The following is a 19,488-nucleotide window of genomic DNA, read 5'->3' as shown; positions in this document are numbered from 1 at the left end:
ATGATCACGCGCCGCATGCTCGGTGGCCTTCTCGCCCTCTCCGCCCCTCTCGGCCGCGCCGCGGCGCAGGACGGGCCGGTGACGATGGTGGTGCCCTACACGCCGGGCACGGGGCACGACATCCTCGCCCGCGCCATGGCGCCGTTCCTCGGCCAGCGCCTGGGGCAGCCGGTGGTGGTGGACAACCGCGCCGGTGCTTCGGGCAACATCGGGTCGCAGGCCGTGTCGCGGGCGCTGCCGGACGGGCGCACTCTCATGCTTCAGGGCAACGCCTTCGTCATCAACCCCGGCCTCTTCCGGCAGGTTCCCTACGATCCGATCGGCAGCTTCACGCCGGTCGCGACCCTCGTCCGCGCCGACATGGCGCTGGTGGTGCACCCGGACGTGCCCGCTTCCGACGCCGCCGGCTTCGTCGCGCTGGCGAAGTCCGGACCCGCGCTGGACTACGCCTCGCCCGGTATCGGCACGCCGCAGCACATGGCGATGGCGCTCTTCGCCCTGCGCGCGGGGTTCCAGGCGAGTCACGTGCCCTATCGCGGCTCCGCCCCTGCGGTGCAGGACGTGGTGGGCCGCCGCGTCGCCTGCATGTTCATGCCCGTCCACACGGCCGTCCCGCTGGCGCAGAATGGCCAGGTCCGCATCCTGGCCACGGCCGGGGCGCAGCGGGCGGCGGTGGCGCCCGACGTGCCAACCCTGATCGAGTCCGGATTCCCCGCCGTGGACGTGGACCTCTGGTACGCGGTGCTTGGTCCGGCGGGGATGGCCCAGCCGCTGGTCGCCCGGCTGAACGCCGAGATCAACGCCTGGCTCGCCGATCCGGGCGCCGAGCAGCTTTTCCGGGCGCAGGGCATGGTACCCGCCCCCGGCACGCCGCAGGCGCTGGCCGAGTTGATCGCCGGCGACGTGCGACGCTGGGCGGAGGTGATCCGCGCGGGGAACATCTCCGCCGACTGAAGCACCGGCCCCGGTGATGAGAAAAAGGCGCAGGAGAACCAGGCGTGACCGGGCGTGCCGGGCAGCCCCTAGGAGCGCCGTCCTCAGCGGTCCGGGCGGCAAGCCCGTCCCATGCTCGTAACGCAGCGCGCGAGAGGAAAATGGCGGAGGGGATGGGATTCGAACCCACGATAGGACTTGACATCCTATAACGGTTTAGCAAACCGCCGCCTTCGGCCACTCGGCCACCCCTCCGCAGGAGTGGAAGTCACACGGCGTTGCAGGCGGCGCTTCTACCCGCCGCCTGCCCCTCGGTCAAACCCAGACCGACCGGGATTCAGGAGAGGGCAACCTCGAACCCCCGGGCCGTCCCCGGCCGCGCCATCATCCGCGCGTACCAAGCCGCCACGTTCGGCAGGTCGTCGAACGGCACCTGGTGCCGCTCGTGGCGCCAGGCCCAGCCAATGATCGCGAAATCGGCCACCGAGGGCTCACCCTCCGTCGCCACGAAGTCACGGCCGGCCAGGCGCTTCTCCAGCACGCCATAGAGCCGCCGCGTCTCCTTGCCGTATCGGGCCACGCCGTAGTCCTTGGCCGGCCCGTCCGGCTGCATCAGGAAGTGGTGCACCTGGCCGGGCATGGGCCCGAAGCCGCCCATCTGCCACATCAGCCACTCCAGCACCGGCACGCGCGCGCGAAGGTCGGCCGGCAGGAACTTCCCCGTCTTCTCCCCGAGGTAGAGGAGGATCGCCCCCGACTCGAAGACGGAGATCGGCCGCCCGCCCGGCCCATCCTCGTCCACGATCGCGGGAATTCGGTTGTTCGGACTGATGGCCAGGAACTCCGGCCGGAACTGCTCATCCTTCGAGATGTTCACGGTCTTCACCGTGTAGGGCAGCCCCATCTCCTCCAGCGCGACGCTGATCTTGCGTCCGTTCGGCGTATTCCACGTGTGCAGCGTGATCATCGGCATCCTCCGGCGTCGCCCTCGGCCTATCCCGCTCGGCGCCGGCCGCCAAGCCGGCGGGACCCGATGGGGAGACACCGGGGCGCCCCCGGTAGCAGCCGCGCCTTCACCGGCCGATACTGCGCCCTCATCGACCAGGACCTCTGACGTGCCGGACAGCCTCGCGGCCGACCTTCCCCGCGTGATCCCGTCGCCAGTCCCGCTGACCGGGCTGCCGCTGCTGCGCGCCGTCCTCCGCAACGCGGTGGAGGCGCTGCCGCCCGGCGTCTACACGCGCCCGGTCGTCGTGCAGCCCTTCCTCGGCCGCGACCGGATCTTCCTGCAGGACCCCGACCTCATCCAACGCGTCCTGGTCACGGAGGCGGAGAGCTTCGGGAAATCCGATTCCATGCGGCGCGCGCTGGAGCCCGCGCTCGGCCAGGGCATCCTGACGGCGCATGGCGAGCACTGGCGCTGGCAGCGGCGGGCGGTCGCGCCGATCTTCCGTCAGGACCGGCTGCGCGCCTTCACCCAGCCGATGCTCGACGCCGCGCTCCGCCGGCGCGATCGGTGGCGCGAACGCCCCTCGGGCAGCACGGTGGAGGTTGCCCAGGAGATGATGCGGACGACCTTCGACATCATCGAGGAGACGATGCTCTCCGGCCACGGCGCCATTGACGCCGCGCGGGTGGAGCACTGCATCGCCGACTATGTCGAGAGCACGGGCTGGTCCATCGCGCTCGCCATGGCCAAGGCGCCGTCCTGGGCGCCCTATCCCGGGCGCCGCCGCGCCGCGCGGGCGCGCGACTATCTCCGGGCCGAGCTCCTCCGCCTCGTGGAGCAGCGCCGCCGCCTGGGATCGGAGCGCGAGGACCTCATCGCACTCCTGCTCTCTGCCCGGGACCCGGAAACCGGGCACGCGATGGACGACAGGGACGTCGCGGACAACCTCCTCACCTTCATCGCCGCCGGCCATGAGACGACGGCGCTGGCCCTGACCTGGGCCTTCTACCTCCTGGCCCTCCATCCCGAGGCGGAGGAGCGTGCCCTGGCGGAGATCGCGACCGCGACCGGCGGCGCCGACCCCACGGCCGAGAGCCTGGAGGGCATGCCGTTCCTTCGCGCGGTGCTGCACGAGGCGATGCGGCTCTACCCGCCGGTGCCCATCGTCTCCCGCTCCGCCCTGCGGGAGGTGCCGCTCGGCCCCGTCACCGTGCCGGAGGGCGCGCCCGTCTACTTCCCCGTCTACGCCATCCACCGCCACGCCCTGCTCTGGCACAGGCCGAACGCCTTCGACCCCGACCGTTTCGCCACAGATGCCATCCGGGCACGACACCGCTACGCCTTCCTGCCCTTCGGCGGCGGCCCGCGGACCTGCATCGGCCTCACCTTCGCGACGCTGGAGGCGGTGGCAATCCTCGCCACCCTGCTGCCCGCCATCCGCCTGCGCCCGCCGCCCGGCTTCCGGCCGGAGCTGCGCATGCGGATCACGCTGCGGCCCTTCCCCGGCATGCCGATGCGGCTGGAGCGCCGGCCCGCCTGACTCCGGTCGGGATGCGGGAGCGCATCGGGAAACCGCGGAGCGAACACCCCGCTATGGGGTGATCCGCGCCGCAGAACGGACGCCTGCACCTTGCCCGACACGCCCCTGCCCGCCCGCATCACGCCGCCCGCCGCGCCGCTCCGCGCCGTGCCCCTGCTGCGCGCCATCCTGCGTAACCCCATTGAGGCGATGCCGCCCGCGGTCTTCACCGACCCCGTGGTGGTCCATCCGTTCCTCGGCCGCGACCGCGTGTTCATCCAGGACCCGGACCTGATCCAGCGCGTGCTGGTGAGCGACGCCGACCTCTTCGTGAAGTCCGATGCCATGCGCCGCGCGCTGGAGCCCGCGCTCGGCCAGGCGATCCTGACCGCGGACGGCGATCACTGGCGCTGGCAGCGGCGCGCGGTGGCCCCGATCTTCCGGCACGACCGGCTACGCGCCTTCACGCAGCCGATGCTCGACGCCGCGATCCGCCGTCGGGACCGCTGGCTCTCGCTTGGTCCCGGCGCCGAGATCGAGCTCGGGCACGAGATGATGCACACCACCTTCGACATCATCCTCGAGACCATGCTGTCCGGCCAGGGGGCGATCGACGCCGTTCGGGTCGAGCGCGGGATCGCCGACTACCTCGAGAGCACGGGCTGGGCGATCGCGCTCGCCATGGTGAAGGCGCCCGCCTGGACGCCGCATCCCGGCCGCCGCCGCGCCGCCCGCGCCCGCGACTACCTCCGCGCCGAGCTTCTCCGCATGGTCTCGGAACGCCGGGGCCGCGGGTCAGAGCGCCAGGATCTCGTCGCCCTTCTGCTCGCCGCGCGGGACCCGGAGACCGGGCAGGCCATGGACGACCGCGACGTCGCCGACAACCTTCTCACCTTCATCACCGCGGGGCACGAGACGACGGCCCTCGCCCTCACCTGGGCCTTCTATCTCCTCGCGCTCCATCCCTCGGCAGAGGAGCGCGCCCTGTCCGAGATCGCGGGCGCGACCGGCGGCCGCCCGCTGACGACAGAGAGCCTGGACGAGCTTCCCTTCACCCGCGCGCTTGTCCAGGAAGCGATGCGCCTCTATCCGCCCGCGCCGATCATCGCCCGCACTGCGACGCAGGACGTGCCCCTCGGCCCGATCACGGTACCGGCGGGCTCTCCGGTCTATGTCCCGGTCTACGCGCTGCACCGGCAGCCCCGCCTCTGGCCGGAGCCGGACCGCTTCGACCCCGATCGCTTCGCGCCGGAAGCAGTCCGCGGCCGGCACCGCTACGCCTACCTGCCCTTCGGCGCCGGTCCGCGCATCTGCATCGGCCTGACCTTCGCGATGCTCGAGGCCGTCGCCATCCTCGCGACGCTGCTGCCCGCGCTCCGGCTCCGGCCCCCGAGCGGCTTCACGCCCGGGCTGCAGATGCGGATCACCCTTCGGCCCGCGCCAGGCATGCCCATGCGCCTGGAGCCGCGTATGACCTGATCGCGGTGGTCATCGGCGCCTCCGGGCGCCATCATCGCGCGAAGCTGCGGAAGGTCGCCATGTCGCCGACGCTCCGACCGCCGGGTCCTTCTGGTCCGGTCCTCATGGCGCCGGCCGAGCCCATGCGGTCCGTGCCGATCGCCTATATCCTCTGGCTCTTCCTCGGCGGCATGGGGTTGCACCGCTTCTATGTCGGGCGGACCTTTAGCGGCGGCCTGATGCTCGCGATCACGCTCCTATCGCTGCTTTTCACCCTCGTTCTCATCGGCCTCTTCGGGCTCGCACTCGTTGCCATCTGGTGGCTGGTGGACGCCTTCCTGATCCCCGGGATGGTGCAGGACCGCAACGCCGCCATCGCTGCGTCCCGAACCGCCCGCTCACGTTGAAACATCCGCGCCGCTCCCGCGTCCCTCCTGTCCGGGAAGGGCGGGGACGCGTCACGATGGGGCGACGAGGACAGAGGTGGGATCATGGCGGATGAGGGCACGCTGGATTGTCTGATCGTCGGCGGTGGCCCGGCCGGCCTCACCGCCGCGCTCTACCTCGCGCGCTTCAACCGGCGCGTCGCGATCGTCGACGGCGGCGCCTCCCGCGCGACCTTGATTCCTGCCAGCCACAACTTTCCCGTCTTCGCCCACGGGATTCCCGGGCCGGAGATGCTGCGGCGGCAGCGGGAGACTCTGTCCCAGTACGGGGTGCTGCCCATCCCGGCCCATGTGGTCGCCCTTGCCAAGCGTCACGGCCACTTCGCGGCCGCGCTGGAAGGGGACGTGCCGGGGCGGGAACTCCGCGCCCGCCGGGTGCTGCTGGCGACCGGCTGCCTGGACATCGAGCCCACCCTGCCCGACCTGCCCGACGCCGTGCAGCGCGGCCTCGTCCGGTACTGCCCGATCTGCGACGGCTACGAGGCGCGCGGGCGAAAGGTCGCCGTCCTCGGCCACGGTGCGCGCGGCCTCGGGGAGGCGGTCTTCGTCGCGCGGAGCTACTCTCCCGACGTGACGCTGCTCACCCTTGGTGAATCGCTGTCCGCGGACGACGAAGCCCGCGCGGCGGAGCACGGAATCCGGGTCATCGCCGCGCCGATCGAGGCGCTCGACGTCGAACATGACCGCATCTCCGCGATCCGCGCCGGCGGGGCGGAGCACCGGTTCGAGACGCTCTACTCCGCCCTCGGCCTCACCGTCCGCTCGGACCTGGCCGTCGCGCTCGGGGCGGAACACGACGAGGCCGGTGCTCTCATCGTGGACGAGCACTGCCGCACGACCGTCCCGGGCCTCTACGCGGCGGGCGACGTGGTGCGCGGGCTGAACCAGATCGTGGTGGCCATGGGCCACGCGGCCATCGCCGCCACCGACATCCACAATCGCTGCGAGTTGCCGACGGAGGACGAGCCGGGCGGCAACCCGGCCGCCCCCGATGCCCAGTCGTGAAGGGTTTCCGGCCCGCCGCGATCTGCAACGGAGTGAATCGGTCGCCCTTGGATCGCCCGTCCAGACTGTTCGTGGGAAAAATTCCCACGTAAAGGGGCGGCTCTCTGGCTGGATCGTGCCGTGCGCCCCTCTCCCTCATTCCTTTCGGAACTTCTCTGTGCCTGGTGCTGCCTCTGCGCCGCCCTCGGCCCGACGATCTCCAGCGGTCCTCCTTCACGTGCGCCCATCCTGCTCGGGCTCATGCGGCTGGCGAGGCGGCACGCCGAAGGCGGCGTCCGCGCATGATCGCGATCCGGCACCGGCTTCCGCAGGATGCGGCACAGCCCCTCACCCCTGCCCTTTCGCCCGTCGTGGACCGGCCCGACCGGTCCCTGGACGGTGCACTGCGGCTGCGCGCGTTTCTCGGCCGTCCGTCCTTTCGGGGCTCGCTTGTTCGGGCCGTCGCGGACCTCACCGCCGGTCACCTGCGCGCCGTCGTCGCGGACCTTCTCGAGCGCATGAACCTCGCCCCGCCGATCCGCTCTTTCGATCAGGGCGCCGTGCCGCTGGACCGGGCGCGGAGCCTCGCGCTCTTCATCCATTACGCCCCGACGGGGGAGGTGAGCGGCATGGTGCGGGCGCAGCTCCGGCACCTCCGCGCCCAGGGCTTCGCGATCGCCTTCATCTCCATGGCGCCGGACCTGCCCGCGGACACCGTCGCCGCCCTTCGGGAAGGATGCGCCGCGGTCGTGCAGCGGCGGAACTTCGGCCTCGATTTCGGCGCTTGGCACGACGTCGTGCCCCTGTTGCTGCCGCGTACCCCGGCGCTGGAGGAGCTGCTGCTCGTCAACGACAGCATCTGCGGACCCTTCCGGTCCCTGGATCCGGCTCTCGCGGCCATGCGGGCCACGCCGGGTGGTCTTTTCGGCCTGACGGAGAATCTCGCCCCGCGCCCCCACCTCCAGTCCTACTTCCTCCTGACCCGAGGCGCCGCGGCCATCGGCGACATCGCGCTGTTCCTGCGGCGGCACCGAAAGACCGCCGACAAGCGCCTGACCATCCGGCGCGGAGAGGTCGGCCTCACTGCCTGGATGCGGAGGCGCGGGCATCCGGTGGCCGCCTGGTGCGGCTACGAGACGGTGGAGGCGGCGGCGCTGCGGCGGCCGGCCGCCCGGAACCGCGTGCGGCTTCTCTACCCCGACCTGTTCCGGGACGTGGCGGAGGACGATGCGTCCGGCATGGCGCGCGCGCTCCGTCGTCGCCCGCTGAACGCCACGCACCTGTTCTGGCGGGAGCTGGTGGAAGAGTTCGGCTTCCCCTTCGTGAAGACGGACCTGCTGCTCCGCAATCCGCTCGGGATCGCAGACCCGCTGGCCTGGGCCGACCTCCTCGGCCCCGGTGCGGAGCCCGGCGCCGCAGCGCGGATCGCCGGCCACCTCGCCGGGATGCGGGCGCGGCCCGAGGCCGATGCGACGGATCAGCCGGTCGCCGCCCGGGGCGAAGGGAGGGGAGCGCCCGGGGGGCGGGCGGCACCCGCCCCCTGAACGCCTAGGCGTCGAGCTGACGCTTCAGCGCCTCGTTCACCAGGGCCGGATTCCCCTGACCCTTCATCGCCTTCATCACCTGGCCGACGAACCAGCCGAAGAGCGTCGGCTTCTCCCGGTACTGCGCGACCTTGTCCGGGTTGTCGGCGATGATCTTCGCCACCGCGGCGTCGATGGCGCCGGTGTCAGTCACCTGGCGCAGGCCGCGCTCCTCCACGATGACGCCGGGGGGCTTCCCGGTCTCTGCCATCGCCTCCAGCACCTCCTTTGCCATCTTCCCGGACAGGGTCTTGTCCGCGATCAGGTCCAGCAGCGCGCCGAGGTGCTTCGCCGAGATCGGGCTCTCCTCGATCCCCTTCCCCATGCGGTTCAGGGCGGCGAAGAAGTCGCCCATCACCCAGTTGGCGGCGACCTTCGGGTCGCGCCCGGCCGCCACCTCCTCGTAGAAGGCCGCCGTCTCCTTTTCGGCCACCAGCACGCCGGCATCGTACGCGGACAGCCCGAAGTCGCGGACGTAGCGGGCGCGGCGCGCGTCCGGCAGCTCCGGCAGTCCGGCCTTCAGGGATTCGATCCAGGCGGGATCGAGCACCAGCGGCGGCAGGTCCGGGTCGGGGAAGTAGCGGTAGTCGTGCGCGTCCTCCTTGGACCGCATGGAACGCGTCACCCCCCGGCCCGTGTCGAAGAGCCGCGTCTCCTGGTCCACCGTCCCGCCCGATTCCCAGACCTCGATCTGGCGCCGCGCCTCGGCCTCGACCGCCTGCATGACGAAGCGGATGGAGTTGACGTTCTTCACCTCGCAGCGGGTGCGGAATCCCTCCCCGGCCTTGCGGACCGAGACGTTCACGTCCGCCCGCAGCGAACCCTGCTCCATGTTGCCATCGCAGGTGCCGAGGTAGCGCAGGATCTGCCGGAGCTTCGTGAGGTAGGCGCCCGCCTCCTCCGGCGAGCGCATGTCGGGCTCCGACACGATTTCCATCAGCGCGACACCGGAGCGGTTGAGGTCGATGTAGGACTTGGTGGGGTGCTGGTCGTGCAGCGACTTGCCCGCGTCCTGCTCCAGGTGCAGGCGGGTGATGCCGATCTCCTTCGTGCTGCCGTCCGACAGCTCGATGGAGATCACGCCCGTCCCGACCACCGGGAAGGCGAACTGGCTGATCTGATATCCCTGCGGCAAGTCGGCGTAGAAGTAGTTCTTCCGGTCGAACCGCGACCAGGGGTTCACCTGCGCGTTCAGCCCCAGCCCGGTGCGGACAGCCTGCGCGACGCATTCCCGATTGATCACCGGCAGCATCCCGGGGAAGCCCGCATCCACGAAGGAGACCTGCGAGTTCGGCTCCGCCCCGAACTCGGTCGCCGCACCGGAGAAGAGCTTCGCCTGGCTCGTGACCTGGGCGTGAACCTCCAACCCGATCACCAGCTCCCAGGGCCCGGTGCTGCCTTCGATGGTGTAGCTCATGACAAAGTCCCCGAACGGGCGAATGGATGAGGGGCGGCAGGACTTGAACCTGCGTCCGACCGGTCCCAGAGCCGGCCGCTCTGCCACTGAGCTACGCCCCCCGCAACTGGCGGATGAGAATGGTGGCCGCCGCGGTCAGGCCGCGGCCGGCCGGGCATGGGCTGGGAAGGCACCGGAGTCGACCCCGGGTCCAACTCCGTCCTCGGAGCCGGTCGCTCTGCCACCCAGAAAGGCTCCTCGCAACACGAGACGGACATCTCGTCGGTTCGGAACTCCCGGTTCCCTGGCCTCAAAGGACGCTGGTGGGGAACGGCAGGGCTCGAACCTGCGTCCAACCGGGTAAGAGCCGGCAGCTCTGCCACTGAGCTACGCTCCCCGCAGGTGCGCCAGGAATCGCGCGAACAACCCCTTCGTCGGCGGCCGCACCGGCCGGCCCGAGAATACCCGCATGTTCCGGAGCATCAAGGCGAGCTCTGGCGAGGCTACCGCCACCCCGTGCACCAGCTCGGGCGTCGGCTCAAAGCCGACCGCCTCGGTCGAGACCCGCCCCTCGAGCCAGCGCTCCGGCTTCACGCCGGCGGCACAGCAGGCCTGAGCCACCATGGCGGCAGTGCAGGTCGCTTCTCCCCGCAACACCTGCCAGGGCTTCGGCAGCGCCTTCCAAACCGCCGTGTCCGGATGGACCGAACCGCCCGTGGCGGCGTGCCAAGCCGCCACATCGCCGGCCATCAGCCGCATGACCTTCCCCGGGCAGAGAGCGTTCAGGAGCCCGTCCTGGCCGGCATCCGCCAGCAGCGCCATCCATGCGGTGCGGGACGTGTTCCAGGCCTGGGCCAGCAGGTTCCAGCTCGTGCTGTCATTGCCGCGACGGACGATCATGGTGTCGAGGTCGACGTCGCTCCTCGACCAGATCTGCTCCAGGTCCTCCGCCAGGCCGCGCATCACGAAGAGCCAAGTGCCGAGCAGCTCGCCTTTCTCCGCCTCGCTCATCCGCGCCAGCACGGCGGGCGCCGGGTACACCCGCGCCACCAATCCCCAATCGGTCGCCGGGTCCGCGAAGCAGCGATTCAGCAGCGCCTCCGCCAGCGTGTCGAAGGCCGGGGACTGGGATTCATTCGTGAAGATGCTCCGCCGGGCCTTCCGGGCCGCCATGTAGGCCGTGAAAGCGGCCGCGCGTGGGGAGGCCGCGAAGCGCTCGAAGGGAATGCCCGCGACCAGCCCCGCCTTGCCGACCAGCCGCGCCCGCGAGAGCCGCGTCTCCTTCCCGAAGGTTTCCACCTTCGCCTCCAGCCTGACGAGCAGACGGAAGCGCTTGTTGTAGGCCCGATGCCCCCGCCAACGCGCATCACCGGACCGCTGGGCGCGGGACCGGCGGTTGTCGCGGAAGCTATTCTTCGCGGGCTCCTTCCCGATGGCCGTGGACAGATGGTCCAGGAAGGCCCGCAGCCGATCGCCGTCCGTCTCGGTCGGCAGGATCGGCTCGGCCGGCGGGTTTTCCGCGAGCCAGTCGGCGAAGAGCTCGAGCGCCTTCTGGAGCTGGCGCCGCGGCGGGACGGCCTCGAACCAGGCATCGGCCATGGAGCTGGCAGCACCGCGCGCGCCGCCCACCGCCGTTGCCTGAGCCAGAAGGCTCGGGTCCGACCGGATCACCGACAGCGCGGAGAGCTGGCGTGCCACGGTCTCAGGCAGCGGCCGCCGGACCAGCCCGGCGTGCAGCGCGCTCAGGACCTCCCCATCGCGCGCCGCCCCGTTCACGCGGCGAACGCCCTCACCTGCGGCAGCGCCTTGAAGTCCGCCGCCCGCTCGATCGCAGCACCGACCGCGAAGACTGTCTCCTCGTCGAACGCCTTGCCGAGCACCTGCAAGCCGAGCGGCAGCCCCAGCCGGTCCTGCCCGGCCGGCACGGCCAGCCCCGGAATGCCGGCCAGGTTCGCCGTCACGGTGAAGACGTCGTTCAGGTACATTGCCACCGGATCGTCCTGCTTCTCCCCGAGCGCAAAGGCGGCGGAGGGCGTGGCCGGCGTCAGGATGGCGTCCACGTCGCGGAAGGCGATGTCGAAGTCCCGCTTGATCAAAGCGCGGATCTTCTGTGCCTTCACGTAATAGGCGTCGTAGTAGCCGGCGCTCAGCACGTAGGTGCCGATCATGATGCGCCGCTTCACCTCGGCCCCGAAGCCCGCGGCGCGCGTGCGCTCATAGAGGTCCTTCAGGTCTTCCCCGTCCTGCCGCAGCCCGAACCGCACCCCGTCATAGCGCGCGAGGTTCGAGGACGCCTCAGCGGGCGCCACGATGTAGTAGCAGGGCAGCGCGTACTGGGTGTGCGGCAGGGTGATCTCGACGATCTCCGCGCCCTCGTCCCGCAGCCAGCCCAGGCCGCGCTCCCACAGCGCGCCAATCTCCTCCGGCATGCCGTCGAGGCGGAACTCCTTCGGGACCCCGATCCGGAGCCCTTTCACCCCGCGGGCACAGGCCGCCGCGAAATCAGGGACCGGCACGTCGACGGAGGTGCTGTCCTTCGGATCATACCCGGACATGGACCCCAGCAGCACCGCGCAGTCCTCGACCGTGCGCGCCACCGGCCCCGGCGTGTCCAGCGACGAGGCGAAGGCCACGACGCCCCAGCGGGAGCAGCGACCATAAGTCGGCTTGATTCCCGCGATGCCGCAGAAGGCCGCCGGCTGGCGGATGGAGCCGCCCGTGTCGGTCGCGGTCGCGCCCAGTGCGAGCCGTGCCGCCACCGCCGCCGCAGACCCGCCCGATGATCCGCCCGGCACCAGCCGCGTCCCATCATCGTTGCCGCGCTTCCACGGATTCTCGACCTCTCCGAAGGCGGATGTCGCGTTGGAAGAGCCCATGGCGAACTCGTCCAGGTTCACCTTGCCGAGGAACACCGCGCCGTCCCGCAGCAGGTTGGAGGTCACCGTGCTCTCATAGGGCGGCACGAAGTCCCGCAGGATCTTCGACCCCGCTGTGGTCCGCACGCCCTTCGTGCAGAACAGGTCCTTGATCGCCAGCGGCAGCCCTTCGAGCGGGCGTGCCAGCCCCTCGGCGCGGCGGCGGTCGGACTCGCGTGCCGCCTCCATCGCCTGCTCCTCCATCACGGTGATGAAGGCGTTCAGCCGCGGGTTCAGCGCCGCGATGGCGTCCAGATGCGCGCGTGTCAGCGCCTCGGAGGTGACGATGCCCTCCGCCATGGCGTCCAACGCGCCGCGCAGCGTGAAATCGGTCGGATGCATCACTCCACCACCTTCGGCACGGCGAAGAAGGCGCCTGCCCGGTCCGGCGCGTTCGCCAGCACCTGGTCGGCTACCCCGCCATCGGTCACCACGTCGTCCCGCATCGGCATGGCGGTGCCGCCGGCACCCGCCAGAGGCTCCACCCCTTCCGTGTCCACGGCCTGGAGTTGCTCGATCCAGCCGAGGATGCCGTTCAGCTCCGCCTGCAGCCGCACGTCCTCGCCCTCCTCCAGCCGCAGCCGGGCGAGGGAGGCGACGCGGCGCACCGTCTTCAGATCAAGCGACATGGCTGGGGATAAGGTCCCGGTTATTCTGGATCGGGGCAGGAAGCCGCCGCGCCCCCCGAAGTCAAGGGGCGCGCCCGGCCGCGACCCGTGGCAGGGTGTCGCCATGCACGGCCCCATTCCGCCCGGCGCCCTCGCCGGCCGCCGCGTCCTCCTCGCCTACGGGTTGTTCGGCGAGGTCATCGCCGCCCTCCGCCCGCTCGGGGCCGAGTACATGCACGCGCATGTGGATTGGCTGCGGGCAGCGGGGGCCGACGTCTCGGTCGTCCGCTGCCCCACTACCGCGCCCATCGCCCGCAACGCCGTCCGCATCCGGGACGCCCTGCTGGCCGATCCCCGCCCGGCCATCCTGATCGGGCACAGCAAGGGCGGGCTGGAGGCTCTGGCGGCCCTGCTGGAGGATCGAGCTGCCGCGCATTGCGCGGCGCTGGTCGCGCTGCAATCGCCCTTTGCCGGGTCGCCGGTGGCGGACGTGGTCTGCGCCCGGCGGGCCCTGCACCGCACGGCCGGCACCATCCTCCGGCTCATCCGGGGCAATGGGGAGGGCATTCGTGACCTCACCACCGCCTCCCGCACCGCGTGGAATGCCACCCACGTCACCGAGGTCGCCGCCCTGATCGCCCGCATCCCAGTCGTCTGCGTGGCCACGCGGGTCGAGGAGGCTGGCGCCTACCGCCCCCGCCCACGCCACCGCCTCCTGGCCCGCTGGTTGGAGCGGCGCGGCGCCGGCCCGAATGACGGCCTCGTTCCCGTCTCCTCCGCGCTGCTTCCCGGGGCTCGCCACATCGTCCTCGCTGGCGACCACATCGCCGCCGCCGCCCGCGGTCCCGGCCGGGACCCCGAGGGAATTCTCCGCCGCGCGCTCGCGGCGGTCCTCGACCCGGCCGCCCAGGAGGCCTGACCGGTGCCCCTCGCGCCCCTACGCGACCTGCGCGCGGCGCTGCCCCGACACGCCCGCCTGATCGGCCTCGATCCCGGGCGGCGGATCATCGGCGTGGCCCTCTCCGACGTCCTGCTGATGCTCGCGACTCCCTATGGCTCGATCGCCCGGGCCAAGCTCGCCGCCAACGCCGCCGAGATCCGCAAGATCGCGGAGAAGGAGGGCGCCGCCGGCCTTGTCATCGGCCTGCCGCTCGGCCTGGACGGCTCCTTCGGCCCGGCCGCCCAGGCCGCGAAGGACTGGGGCACCGCCTTATCAGAGGCCACCGGCCTGCCCGCCGCCCTGTGGGACGAGCGGCTTTCCTCCGCCGCGGTGAACCGGATGATGATCGAGGCCGACCTGACCCGCGCGAAGCGGGCCAAGGCGGTGGACGCCGCGGCGGCCGCCTACACGCTCCAGGCCGCACTGGACGCCACGCGGGACTGATCCGTAGGAGGCGGCAGGCGTCACTCGTCGGCTCCGGCCCCTCGTCCTCCAGGGCCCCGCCTGCCTTGACCGATCCCGTTGCCCGCCGCATGGCTGTTCCGGAGGAGTTACAGCCCGTGAAACGACCAGTGCGCGCCCTCGCGGCGCTCGTGATGGCCGCGGCGGCGCTCGCGGCGTGCAGCCCCGCCGTGCTGCCCATGACGTACATGCCGGCCACGGCATCGCGTCCGCTCGCCACCGCCCGGCCGGTGGTGTCGGTTGGGCCCGTAACGGACGCCCGACGCGATGGCCAGGAGGGATCGGCGTCCTTCGGCACCATCCGCGGCGGCTACGGCAATCCGCTGCGCCGCCTGGCCGCTCCGGTCCAGATCTCCGAGGTCGTTGGTCAGGCGTTCCGCGACGCGCTGGAAGCGCGCGGCCTGCTTATGCCGGGCGGGACCGAGAGCCCGTACGAGCTTCGGGTCCGTGTGCTGCGCTTCAACGCCAACAAGCTGCTGCGCACCGAAGCGAACGTTCACCTGGAGGGAAGCCTCGTCAGCCGCGCCACCGGCGCGACGGTGTGGACGGGCATCGGCGTGTCGGACCTGATCGAGGCCGGTGACCTGATCGCGACCGGCATCGCGGCGAACCCGGAGGAGCTTCGCCAGACCATGCTCCGCAGCATGGCCGCGGCGATTGACCAGATGCTGGATCGTCCCGACTTCGTCGCTGCCCTCCGCTAGGCGGCACGGGAGGGGTGCGGCAGGCCCGACGGTCCGGCGCCCGTCACTCCAGCGCGCAATCCTGCGCGACGGACTTCTCCATCAAGAGCGCCGCCGGATCGTAGCGCCGGAGGACGGGCAGAAGGCAGGGGTCCTCCACCACCACGAAGCCGTGCTTCGCCCAGAAGGGCGCCAGGCCGCCGATCGCGACGAGGCAGATTCTCTGCAGACCGAGTCCGGCCGCCACCCTGGACAGGCGACCGAGAGCACCGGCGGTCGCGTTCCGTCCGCGGGCGCTAGGCAGGAGCGCGAGGTCGTGCAGGTGCAACGTGTCCGGGTCGGCAGGCAGCGCTCCGAGCAGGGTGTTCAGCGCCGGAGGTGAGCGGAACGTCCAGGGGTGCGAAACCGCGTAGCCCCACCCGGCACCCACCGGCCCGAAGGCCAGGCACCCCTCCGGAAAGAGCCGGAAACGCTCCAGAAGCACGGCCTCGTCCTCGGGATGCCCGGGGTAGGTCGCGGTGGCCAGCGCCTCGGCTACCGGGAGGTCGGCCGCGACCATCGGCCGCCAGCCCTCCCCGGCGTCTTTCCCGGGCGCCCCGGCCCGGCTAGCTTCCGCGCCCATGCCCCTCTACCCGCACCGGCACCTCCTGGCCCTTCAGGGACTGGAGCCCCCCTACATCGCCGAGCTGCTGGACCTCGCCGATTCCTTCGTCCTGCTCAACCGCGGCGGGAAGACCGCCCGCGACACGCTGCGCGGCCGCACCCTGATCAACCTCTTCTTCGAGGACTCGACCCGCACCCGGACGAGCTTCGAGATCGCGGGTAAGCGGCTGGGCGCGGATGTGATCAACATGTCGGTCAGCACCTCCTCCGTGAACAAGGGGGAGACGCTGCTGGACACCGCCTCCACGCTGAACGCGATGCAGACCGACCTGCTGGTGATCCGCCACGCCCAGTCAGGCGCGCCCGCCCTGCTCTCCCAGAAGGTGGACGCCGCGGTGATCAACGCCGGCGACGGCACCCACGAGCACCCCACCCAGGCCCTGCTGGATGCCCTGACCATCCGCCGCCGCAAGGGACGGCTGGAGAACCTGACCGTCGCGATCTGCGGCGACGTGCTGCACTCCCGCGTGGCCCGCAGCAACATCCACCTGCTGCTGGCGATGAACTGCCGGGTGCGGATCATCGGGCCGCCCACCCTCATCCCGGCCGAGGCCGAGGCGCTGGGCGTCGAGGTCCACCACGACATGAAGGCCGGGCTGAAGGACGCCGACGTCGTGATGATGCTGCGCCTGCAGAAGGAGCGCATGCAGGGCGGCCTCGTCCCCTCGGCCCGCGAGTTCTTCCGCTTCTACGGCCTGGACGCCGCGAAGCTGCGCCACGCGAAGCCGGACGCCATCGTCATGCATCCCGGCCCGATGAACCGCGGCGTGGAAATTGATAGCGCCATCGCCGACGACCCCGCCCGCTCCGTGATCGGGGAGCAGGTGGAGATGGGCGTCGCGGTTCGCATGGCGGTGCTGGACGTGCTGTCCCAGAACCAGCGGCGCAACGCCCGATGACCCGCCCCCTGGTCCTGACCAACGCCCGCCTGGTCTGCCCCGCCACGGGGCGCGATGCGCCCGGCAGCCTGCTGGTGCAGGACGGGCGGATTGCCTCCCTCGACGGCACCGGTGCGCCTGAGGGGGCCGAGACGCTCGATTGCGATGGCTACATCCTGGCTCCCGGCCTGATCGACCTGCGCGCGTCGCTCGGGGAGCCCGGGCACGAGCACCGGGAGACGATCGAGTCCGCCGCGGAGGCCGCGGCGGCCGGCGGCATCACCACCCTCTGCGCCCTGCCGGACACCGACCCGGCGCTGGATGACCCGGCCCTGCTCCGCTTCATCGCCGGACGCGGCGCGGAGACCGGGTCCCTGACGATCTTGCCTTACGGCGCCGCCACCCGCGGCTGCGAGGGCAAGGAGATGACCGAGTTCGGGCTCCTGGCCGAGGCCGGCGCGGTCGCCTTCACGGATGGTCGCCACGCCATCGCGGAGGCGCGCACGATGCGCCTCGCGCTGTCCTATGCCCGCGCCTTCGGCCGCCCCATCGTCCAGCATCCGCAGGAGCCGAGCCTCTCGCGCGGTGCCGCCGCGACCGAGGGCGAGATGGCCACCCGCATGGGCCTGCCCGCCGCCCCAGCGGCCGCCGAGGCGATGATGGTGGCCCGCGACATCGCGTTGGCGCGCCTGACGCGGGGCCACGTCCACTTCGCCCATGTCTCCACGGCCGCCGCCCTGGATCTTATCCGGCAGGCGAAGGCGGACGGCCTGCGGGTGACCTGCGACACCGCGCCCCCCTATTTCGACCTCAACGAGACGGCGATCGGCGACTTCCGGACCTACGCGAAACTCTCCCCCCCGCTGCGGCGGGAGGAGGACCGGCGCGCCGTGGTGGCCGCCCTGGCGGACGGCGCGATCGATCTCATCGCCTCGGACCACCAGCCGCGGGACGCCGACGACAAGCGCCTTCCCTTCGCCCAGGCCGAGGCCGGCGGCGCCGGGCTCGCCACGCTGCTCGCGGTCACCCTCGCCCGCGTCCATGCCGGCGATCTGACCCTGATGCGCGCGCTCGAGCTCGTCACCGCCGCCCCGGCGCGGCTGCTCGGGCTGGAGGCAGGGCGCCTCGCGCCCGGCGCCCCCGCCGACATCGTCCTGATCGCCCCGGACCGCGCCTGGAAGGTCGAGGCGGGGCGGCTTCCCGGAAAAGCCCAGAACTCCCCCTTTGACGGCCGCGCGCTGGAGGGGCGGGTGCTCGGCACCTGGAAGGCGGGAGTGCGGGCCTTCGGCGGGACGGAACGGCGGCCGTGAGCGGCGGAACCTTCTTCGGGGCGGCGCTCGGCACCCTCGCCCTCATCGCCGCGTTGCCGGGCTACCTCCTCGGCTCCATTCCCTTCGGGCTGATCCTCACCCGCGCGGCCGGGCTCGGAGATATTCGCGCGATCGGCTCCGGCAACATCGGCGCGACGAATGTGCTGCGCACCGGCAACAAGGCCCTCGCCGCGGCGACGCTGCTGTTGGACGGGCTGAAGGGCGCGGCCGCCGTGTGGATCGTGGGCGCGCTGGCGGCCGCCTACCTGGCCCCGGGCGGCGAGGGGTGGCGGATCGCCGCCGGCGTGGCCGCGATCGCGGCGGTCATCGGCCACTGCTTCCCGGTCTGGCTCGGCTTCCGCGGCGGCAAGGGCGTGGCCACCGCGCTCGGCGCCTTCCTCGCGCTCGCCTGGCCCGTCTTCGTCGCCGCCGGCCTTGTCTGGCTGGTGATGGCGAAGGTGACTCGCATCTCCTCCGCGAGCGCGCTCGCGGGCATGATCGTCGCGCCCTTCGTCGGCTACGCCTGGGGTGGCGGGGCCGTGGCCTGGCCGGTCGCCCTCATCGTGCTGGTCGTCCTCGCCCGGCACCACGCGAACATCCGCAGGCTCCTCGCCGGCACCGAGCCGCGGATCGGCCAGGGCAAATGACCGGCCCGTGACCCCGGCCGAGTCCGTTGCCCGCCTCCGGCTCGCGCGCGCGGAGGGGATCGGCCCCCAGACCTTCTATCGCCTCCTCGCCCGCCATGGCACGGCCGAGGCGGCGCTGCGGGCCCTCGCGGAAGCGCCGGACCTCCGCGTGACGGTCGGAGACGCGGCCGCCGCCGCGCGGGAGCATGACCGGGTCCTCTCCATGGGCGGCGTCTGGGTTCATCACGGCAGCGACCCCTACCCGCCTCTCCTGGCCCTTCTGGACGATGCACCACCGGTCCTCGCGGTCATCGGCGATCCCACGCTGCTGACCGCCCGGCAGGTCGCCATCGTGGGCGCCCGCAACGCTTCCGCGGGCGGCCGGCGCATCGCGGAGGACCTGGCCGAAGCCCTGGCGGAGCAGGAGGTCACGATCACCTCCGGGCTGGCTCGCGGCGTCGACGCCGCCGCCCATGAGGGGGCGCTGCGCCGCGGCGCCACCGTGGCCGTGCTGCCGGGCGGCCTCGACGTTGCCTACCCGCCGGAGAACCGGGACCTGCAGGACCGGATCGCCGAGGGCGGTGCCCTGGTGGCCGAGGCCCCGCTCGGCACGGCCCCCCTCGCCCGCCACTTTCCCAAGCGGAACCGGATCGTCGCCGGCCTCTCCCTCGGCGTCGTGGTCGTCGAGGCGGCGCTGCGGTCCGGCACCCTCATCACCGCCCGCCTGGCCGCCGAGGCCGGGCGGGAGATCTACGCGGTCCCCGGCTCCCCGCTCGACCCGCGCTGCCAGGGCTCCAACGACCTTCTCCGGCAGGGCGCCCACCTCTGCGAGAACGCGGCCGATGTGCTGGACACCCTGCCCGCCACGCCGCACGCGCTCCCTCTCTTCAGGGCCCCGCGGGAGACCTCCCGCACGCCTGCACGCGCGCCCGTACCCGCCCCCGCGTCGGAGCCCGGGGAGGCCGCGACCACCCTCCTCGACCTGATCGGCCCCACGCCACTCCCGGTTGACGAGGTGCTGCGCCGCTGCCACCTGTCGCCGTCCGAGGCCCGGGCCACGCTCCTCGACCTGGAGCTGGAGGGCCTCATCCAGTCGCTGCCCGGCAACCGCGTCGTCCGTTCCGGCGCTTAGGGC

19 protein-coding genes and 3 tRNA genes are annotated in these 19,488 nt (G+C 72.0%); 13 read left to right on the top strand and 9 right to left on the bottom strand.

Annotated elements, in window-relative coordinates:
- A complete protein-coding gene (locus ACP6CK_RS03400; RefSeq protein ID WP_426957361.1) occupies positions 1 to 954 on the top strand; it encodes a tripartite tricarboxylate transporter substrate binding protein in 954 nt (317 codons plus the stop codon).
- A 141-nt stretch (positions 955 to 1,095) separates the two neighbouring features.
- On the opposite strand, the gene ACP6CK_RS03395 is transcribed toward ACP6CK_RS03400, so the two are convergent.
- Both ACP6CK_RS03395 and ACP6CK_RS03390 read right to left on the bottom strand, forming a co-directional pair.
- Positions 1,096 to 1,188 (bottom strand) — tRNA-Ser (locus ACP6CK_RS03395).
- Between the two features lie 82 nt (positions 1,189 to 1,270).
- Entirely contained in the window at positions 1,271 to 1,900 is a 630-nt protein-coding gene (locus ACP6CK_RS03390) for a glutathione S-transferase family protein (protein ID WP_426957360.1), read from the bottom strand.
- Between the two features lie 148 nt (positions 1,901 to 2,048).
- On the opposite strand from ACP6CK_RS03390, the gene ACP6CK_RS03385 reads away from it, so the two are divergent.
- From ACP6CK_RS03385 to ACP6CK_RS03365, 5 genes are all read left to right on the top strand, one after another.
- On the top strand, positions 2,049 to 3,422 hold the full coding sequence (locus tag ACP6CK_RS03385; protein ID WP_426957359.1) for a cytochrome P450: 1,374 nt from the start codon (positions 2,049 to 2,051) through the stop codon (positions 3,420 to 3,422).
- A gap of 90 nt (positions 3,423 to 3,512) precedes the next feature.
- Entirely contained in the window at positions 3,513 to 4,880 is a 1,368-nt protein-coding gene (locus ACP6CK_RS03380) for a cytochrome P450 (RefSeq protein ID WP_426957358.1), read from the top strand.
- 59 nt (positions 4,881 to 4,939) lie between these two features.
- Positions 4,940 to 5,266, top strand: a complete 327-nt coding sequence (locus ACP6CK_RS03375; RefSeq protein ID WP_426957357.1) for a TM2 domain-containing protein — start codon at positions 4,940 to 4,942, stop codon at positions 5,264 to 5,266.
- An 84-nt stretch (positions 5,267 to 5,350) separates the two neighbouring features.
- A complete protein-coding gene (locus tag ACP6CK_RS03370) occupies positions 5,351 to 6,310 on the top strand; it encodes an NAD(P)/FAD-dependent oxidoreductase (protein ID WP_426957356.1) in 960 nt (319 codons plus the stop codon).
- 281 nt (positions 6,311 to 6,591) lie between these two features.
- Positions 6,592 to 7,833: a rhamnan synthesis F family protein gene (locus ACP6CK_RS03365; RefSeq protein ID WP_426957355.1), complete on the top strand. Its 1,242-nt coding sequence runs from the start codon at positions 6,592 to 6,594 to the stop codon at positions 7,831 to 7,833.
- A 4-nt stretch (positions 7,834 to 7,837) separates the two neighbouring features.
- On the opposite strand, the gene gatB is transcribed toward ACP6CK_RS03365, so the two are convergent.
- The 6 genes from gatB to gatC form a co-directional block, all read right to left on the bottom strand.
- Complete coding sequence (gatB, locus tag ACP6CK_RS03360) at positions 7,838 to 9,289, bottom strand: Asp-tRNA(Asn)/Glu-tRNA(Gln) amidotransferase subunit GatB (RefSeq protein ID WP_426957354.1); 1,452 nt, start codon at positions 9,287 to 9,289, stop codon at positions 7,838 to 7,840.
- 28 nt (positions 9,290 to 9,317) lie between these two features.
- Positions 9,318 to 9,390: transfer RNA gene (locus tag ACP6CK_RS03355), tRNA-Gln, on the bottom strand.
- A 199-nt stretch (positions 9,391 to 9,589) separates the two neighbouring features.
- Positions 9,590 to 9,666, bottom strand: a tRNA-Lys gene (locus ACP6CK_RS03350).
- On the bottom strand, positions 9,656 to 11,044 hold the full coding sequence (locus ACP6CK_RS03345) for a hypothetical protein (protein WP_426957353.1): 1,389 nt from the start codon (positions 11,042 to 11,044) through the stop codon (positions 9,656 to 9,658). The genes ACP6CK_RS03350 and ACP6CK_RS03345 overlap by 11 nt, the downstream gene beginning before the upstream one ends.
- The gene (gene gatA, locus ACP6CK_RS03340; protein WP_426957352.1) at positions 11,041 to 12,525 is read right to left on the bottom strand and encodes an Asp-tRNA(Asn)/Glu-tRNA(Gln) amidotransferase subunit GatA; all 1,485 of its coding nucleotides are present in this window, start codon (positions 12,523 to 12,525) and stop codon (positions 11,041 to 11,043) included. The genes ACP6CK_RS03345 and gatA overlap by 4 nt, the downstream gene beginning before the upstream one ends.
- Complete coding sequence (gatC, locus tag ACP6CK_RS03335) at positions 12,525 to 12,812, bottom strand: Asp-tRNA(Asn)/Glu-tRNA(Gln) amidotransferase subunit GatC (protein ID WP_426957351.1); 288 nt, start codon at positions 12,810 to 12,812, stop codon at positions 12,525 to 12,527. Before gatC ends, gatA begins: the two co-directional genes overlap by 1 nt.
- 103 nt (positions 12,813 to 12,915) lie before the next feature.
- Here gatC and ACP6CK_RS03330 point away from each other — a divergent pair, with 103 nt between their 5' ends.
- The 3 genes from ACP6CK_RS03330 (at position 12,916) to ACP6CK_RS03320 (ending at position 14,897) form a co-directional block, all read left to right on the top strand.
- On the top strand, positions 12,916 to 13,710 hold the full coding sequence (locus ACP6CK_RS03330; protein WP_426957350.1) for a hypothetical protein: 795 nt from the start codon (positions 12,916 to 12,918) through the stop codon (positions 13,708 to 13,710).
- A gap of 3 nt (positions 13,711 to 13,713) precedes the next feature.
- Positions 13,714 to 14,175: a Holliday junction resolvase RuvX gene (gene ruvX, locus ACP6CK_RS03325; RefSeq protein WP_426957349.1), complete on the top strand. Its 462-nt coding sequence runs from the start codon at positions 13,714 to 13,716 to the stop codon at positions 14,173 to 14,175.
- 116 nt (positions 14,176 to 14,291) lie between these two features.
- Positions 14,292 to 14,897, top strand: a complete 606-nt coding sequence (locus ACP6CK_RS03320) for a hypothetical protein (protein WP_426957348.1) — start codon at positions 14,292 to 14,294, stop codon at positions 14,895 to 14,897.
- A gap of 43 nt (positions 14,898 to 14,940) precedes the next feature.
- On the opposite strand, the gene ACP6CK_RS03315 is transcribed toward ACP6CK_RS03320, so the two are convergent.
- Positions 14,941 to 15,498, bottom strand: a complete 558-nt coding sequence (locus ACP6CK_RS03315) for a GNAT family N-acetyltransferase (RefSeq protein WP_426957347.1) — start codon at positions 15,496 to 15,498, stop codon at positions 14,941 to 14,943.
- On the opposite strand from ACP6CK_RS03315, the gene ACP6CK_RS03310 reads away from it, so the two are divergent.
- The 4 genes from ACP6CK_RS03310 to dprA are packed head-to-tail and all read left to right on the top strand — an operon-like array spanning position 15,497 to position 19,485.
- Positions 15,497 to 16,438 carry an aspartate carbamoyltransferase catalytic subunit gene (locus ACP6CK_RS03310; RefSeq protein ID WP_426957346.1) on the top strand — a complete coding sequence of 314 codons (942 nt, stop codon included), beginning with the start codon at positions 15,497 to 15,499 and terminating at the stop codon, positions 16,436 to 16,438. The genes ACP6CK_RS03315 and ACP6CK_RS03310 overlap by 2 nt on opposite strands.
- Positions 16,435 to 17,727, top strand: coding sequence for a dihydroorotase (locus ACP6CK_RS03305; RefSeq protein WP_426957345.1), 1,293 nt, complete (start codon positions 16,435 to 16,437; stop codon positions 17,725 to 17,727). Before ACP6CK_RS03310 ends, ACP6CK_RS03305 begins: the two co-directional genes overlap by 4 nt.
- Entirely contained in the window at positions 17,724 to 18,374 is a 651-nt protein-coding gene (gene plsY, locus ACP6CK_RS03300; RefSeq protein ID WP_426957344.1) for a glycerol-3-phosphate 1-O-acyltransferase PlsY, read from the top strand. The genes ACP6CK_RS03305 and plsY overlap by 4 nt, the downstream gene beginning before the upstream one ends.
- 7 nt (positions 18,375 to 18,381) lie before the next feature.
- Entirely contained in the window at positions 18,382 to 19,485 is a 1,104-nt protein-coding gene (gene dprA, locus ACP6CK_RS03295; protein WP_426957343.1) for a DNA-processing protein DprA, read from the top strand.
- Positions 19,486 to 19,488: the final 3 nt, after the last annotated feature.

Origin of the sequence: Muricoccus radiodurans, assembly GCF_050154705.1 — a bacterium.
In the GTDB taxonomy this organism is placed as follows: domain Bacteria; phylum Pseudomonadota; class Alphaproteobacteria; order Acetobacterales; family Acetobacteraceae; genus Roseomonas; species Roseomonas radiodurans.
Note: the sequence above shows the minus strand (reverse complement) of the source record. Positions and strands in the feature narration are given on the sequence as shown.

Excerpts from the sequence above, each read along its gene's own strand:
- ACP6CK_RS03400 (WP_426957361.1), top strand. The coding sequence starts at position 1 with ATGATCACGCGCCGCATGCTCGGTGGCCTTCTCGCCCTCTCCGCCCCT.
- ACP6CK_RS03390 (WP_426957360.1), bottom strand. The coding sequence starts at position 1,900 with ATGATCACGCTGCACACGTGGAATACGCCGAACGGACGCAAGATCAGC.
- ACP6CK_RS03375 (WP_426957357.1), top strand. The coding sequence starts at position 4,940 with ATGTCGCCGACGCTCCGACCGCCGGGTCCTTCTGGTCCGGTCCTCATG.
- ACP6CK_RS03370 (WP_426957356.1), top strand. The coding sequence starts at position 5,351 with ATGGCGGATGAGGGCACGCTGGATTGTCTGATCGTCGGCGGTGGCCCG.
- ACP6CK_RS03365 (WP_426957355.1), top strand. The coding sequence starts at position 6,592 with ATGATCGCGATCCGGCACCGGCTTCCGCAGGATGCGGCACAGCCCCTC.
- gatB (WP_426957354.1), bottom strand. The coding sequence starts at position 9,289 with ATGAGCTACACCATCGAAGGCAGCACCGGGCCCTGGGAGCTGGTGATC.
- gatA (WP_426957352.1), bottom strand. The coding sequence starts at position 12,525 with ATGCATCCGACCGATTTCACGCTGCGCGGCGCGTTGGACGCCATGGCG.
- gatC (WP_426957351.1), bottom strand. The coding sequence starts at position 12,812 with ATGTCGCTTGATCTGAAGACGGTGCGCCGCGTCGCCTCCCTCGCCCGG.
- ACP6CK_RS03330 (WP_426957350.1), top strand. The coding sequence starts at position 12,916 with ATGCACGGCCCCATTCCGCCCGGCGCCCTCGCCGGCCGCCGCGTCCTC.
- ACP6CK_RS03310 (WP_426957346.1), top strand. The coding sequence starts at position 15,497 with ATGCCCCTCTACCCGCACCGGCACCTCCTGGCCCTTCAGGGACTGGAG.
- ACP6CK_RS03315 (WP_426957347.1), bottom strand. The coding sequence starts at position 15,498 with ATGGGCGCGGAAGCTAGCCGGGCCGGGGCGCCCGGGAAAGACGCCGGG.
- ACP6CK_RS03305 (WP_426957345.1), top strand. The coding sequence starts at position 16,435 with ATGACCCGCCCCCTGGTCCTGACCAACGCCCGCCTGGTCTGCCCCGCC.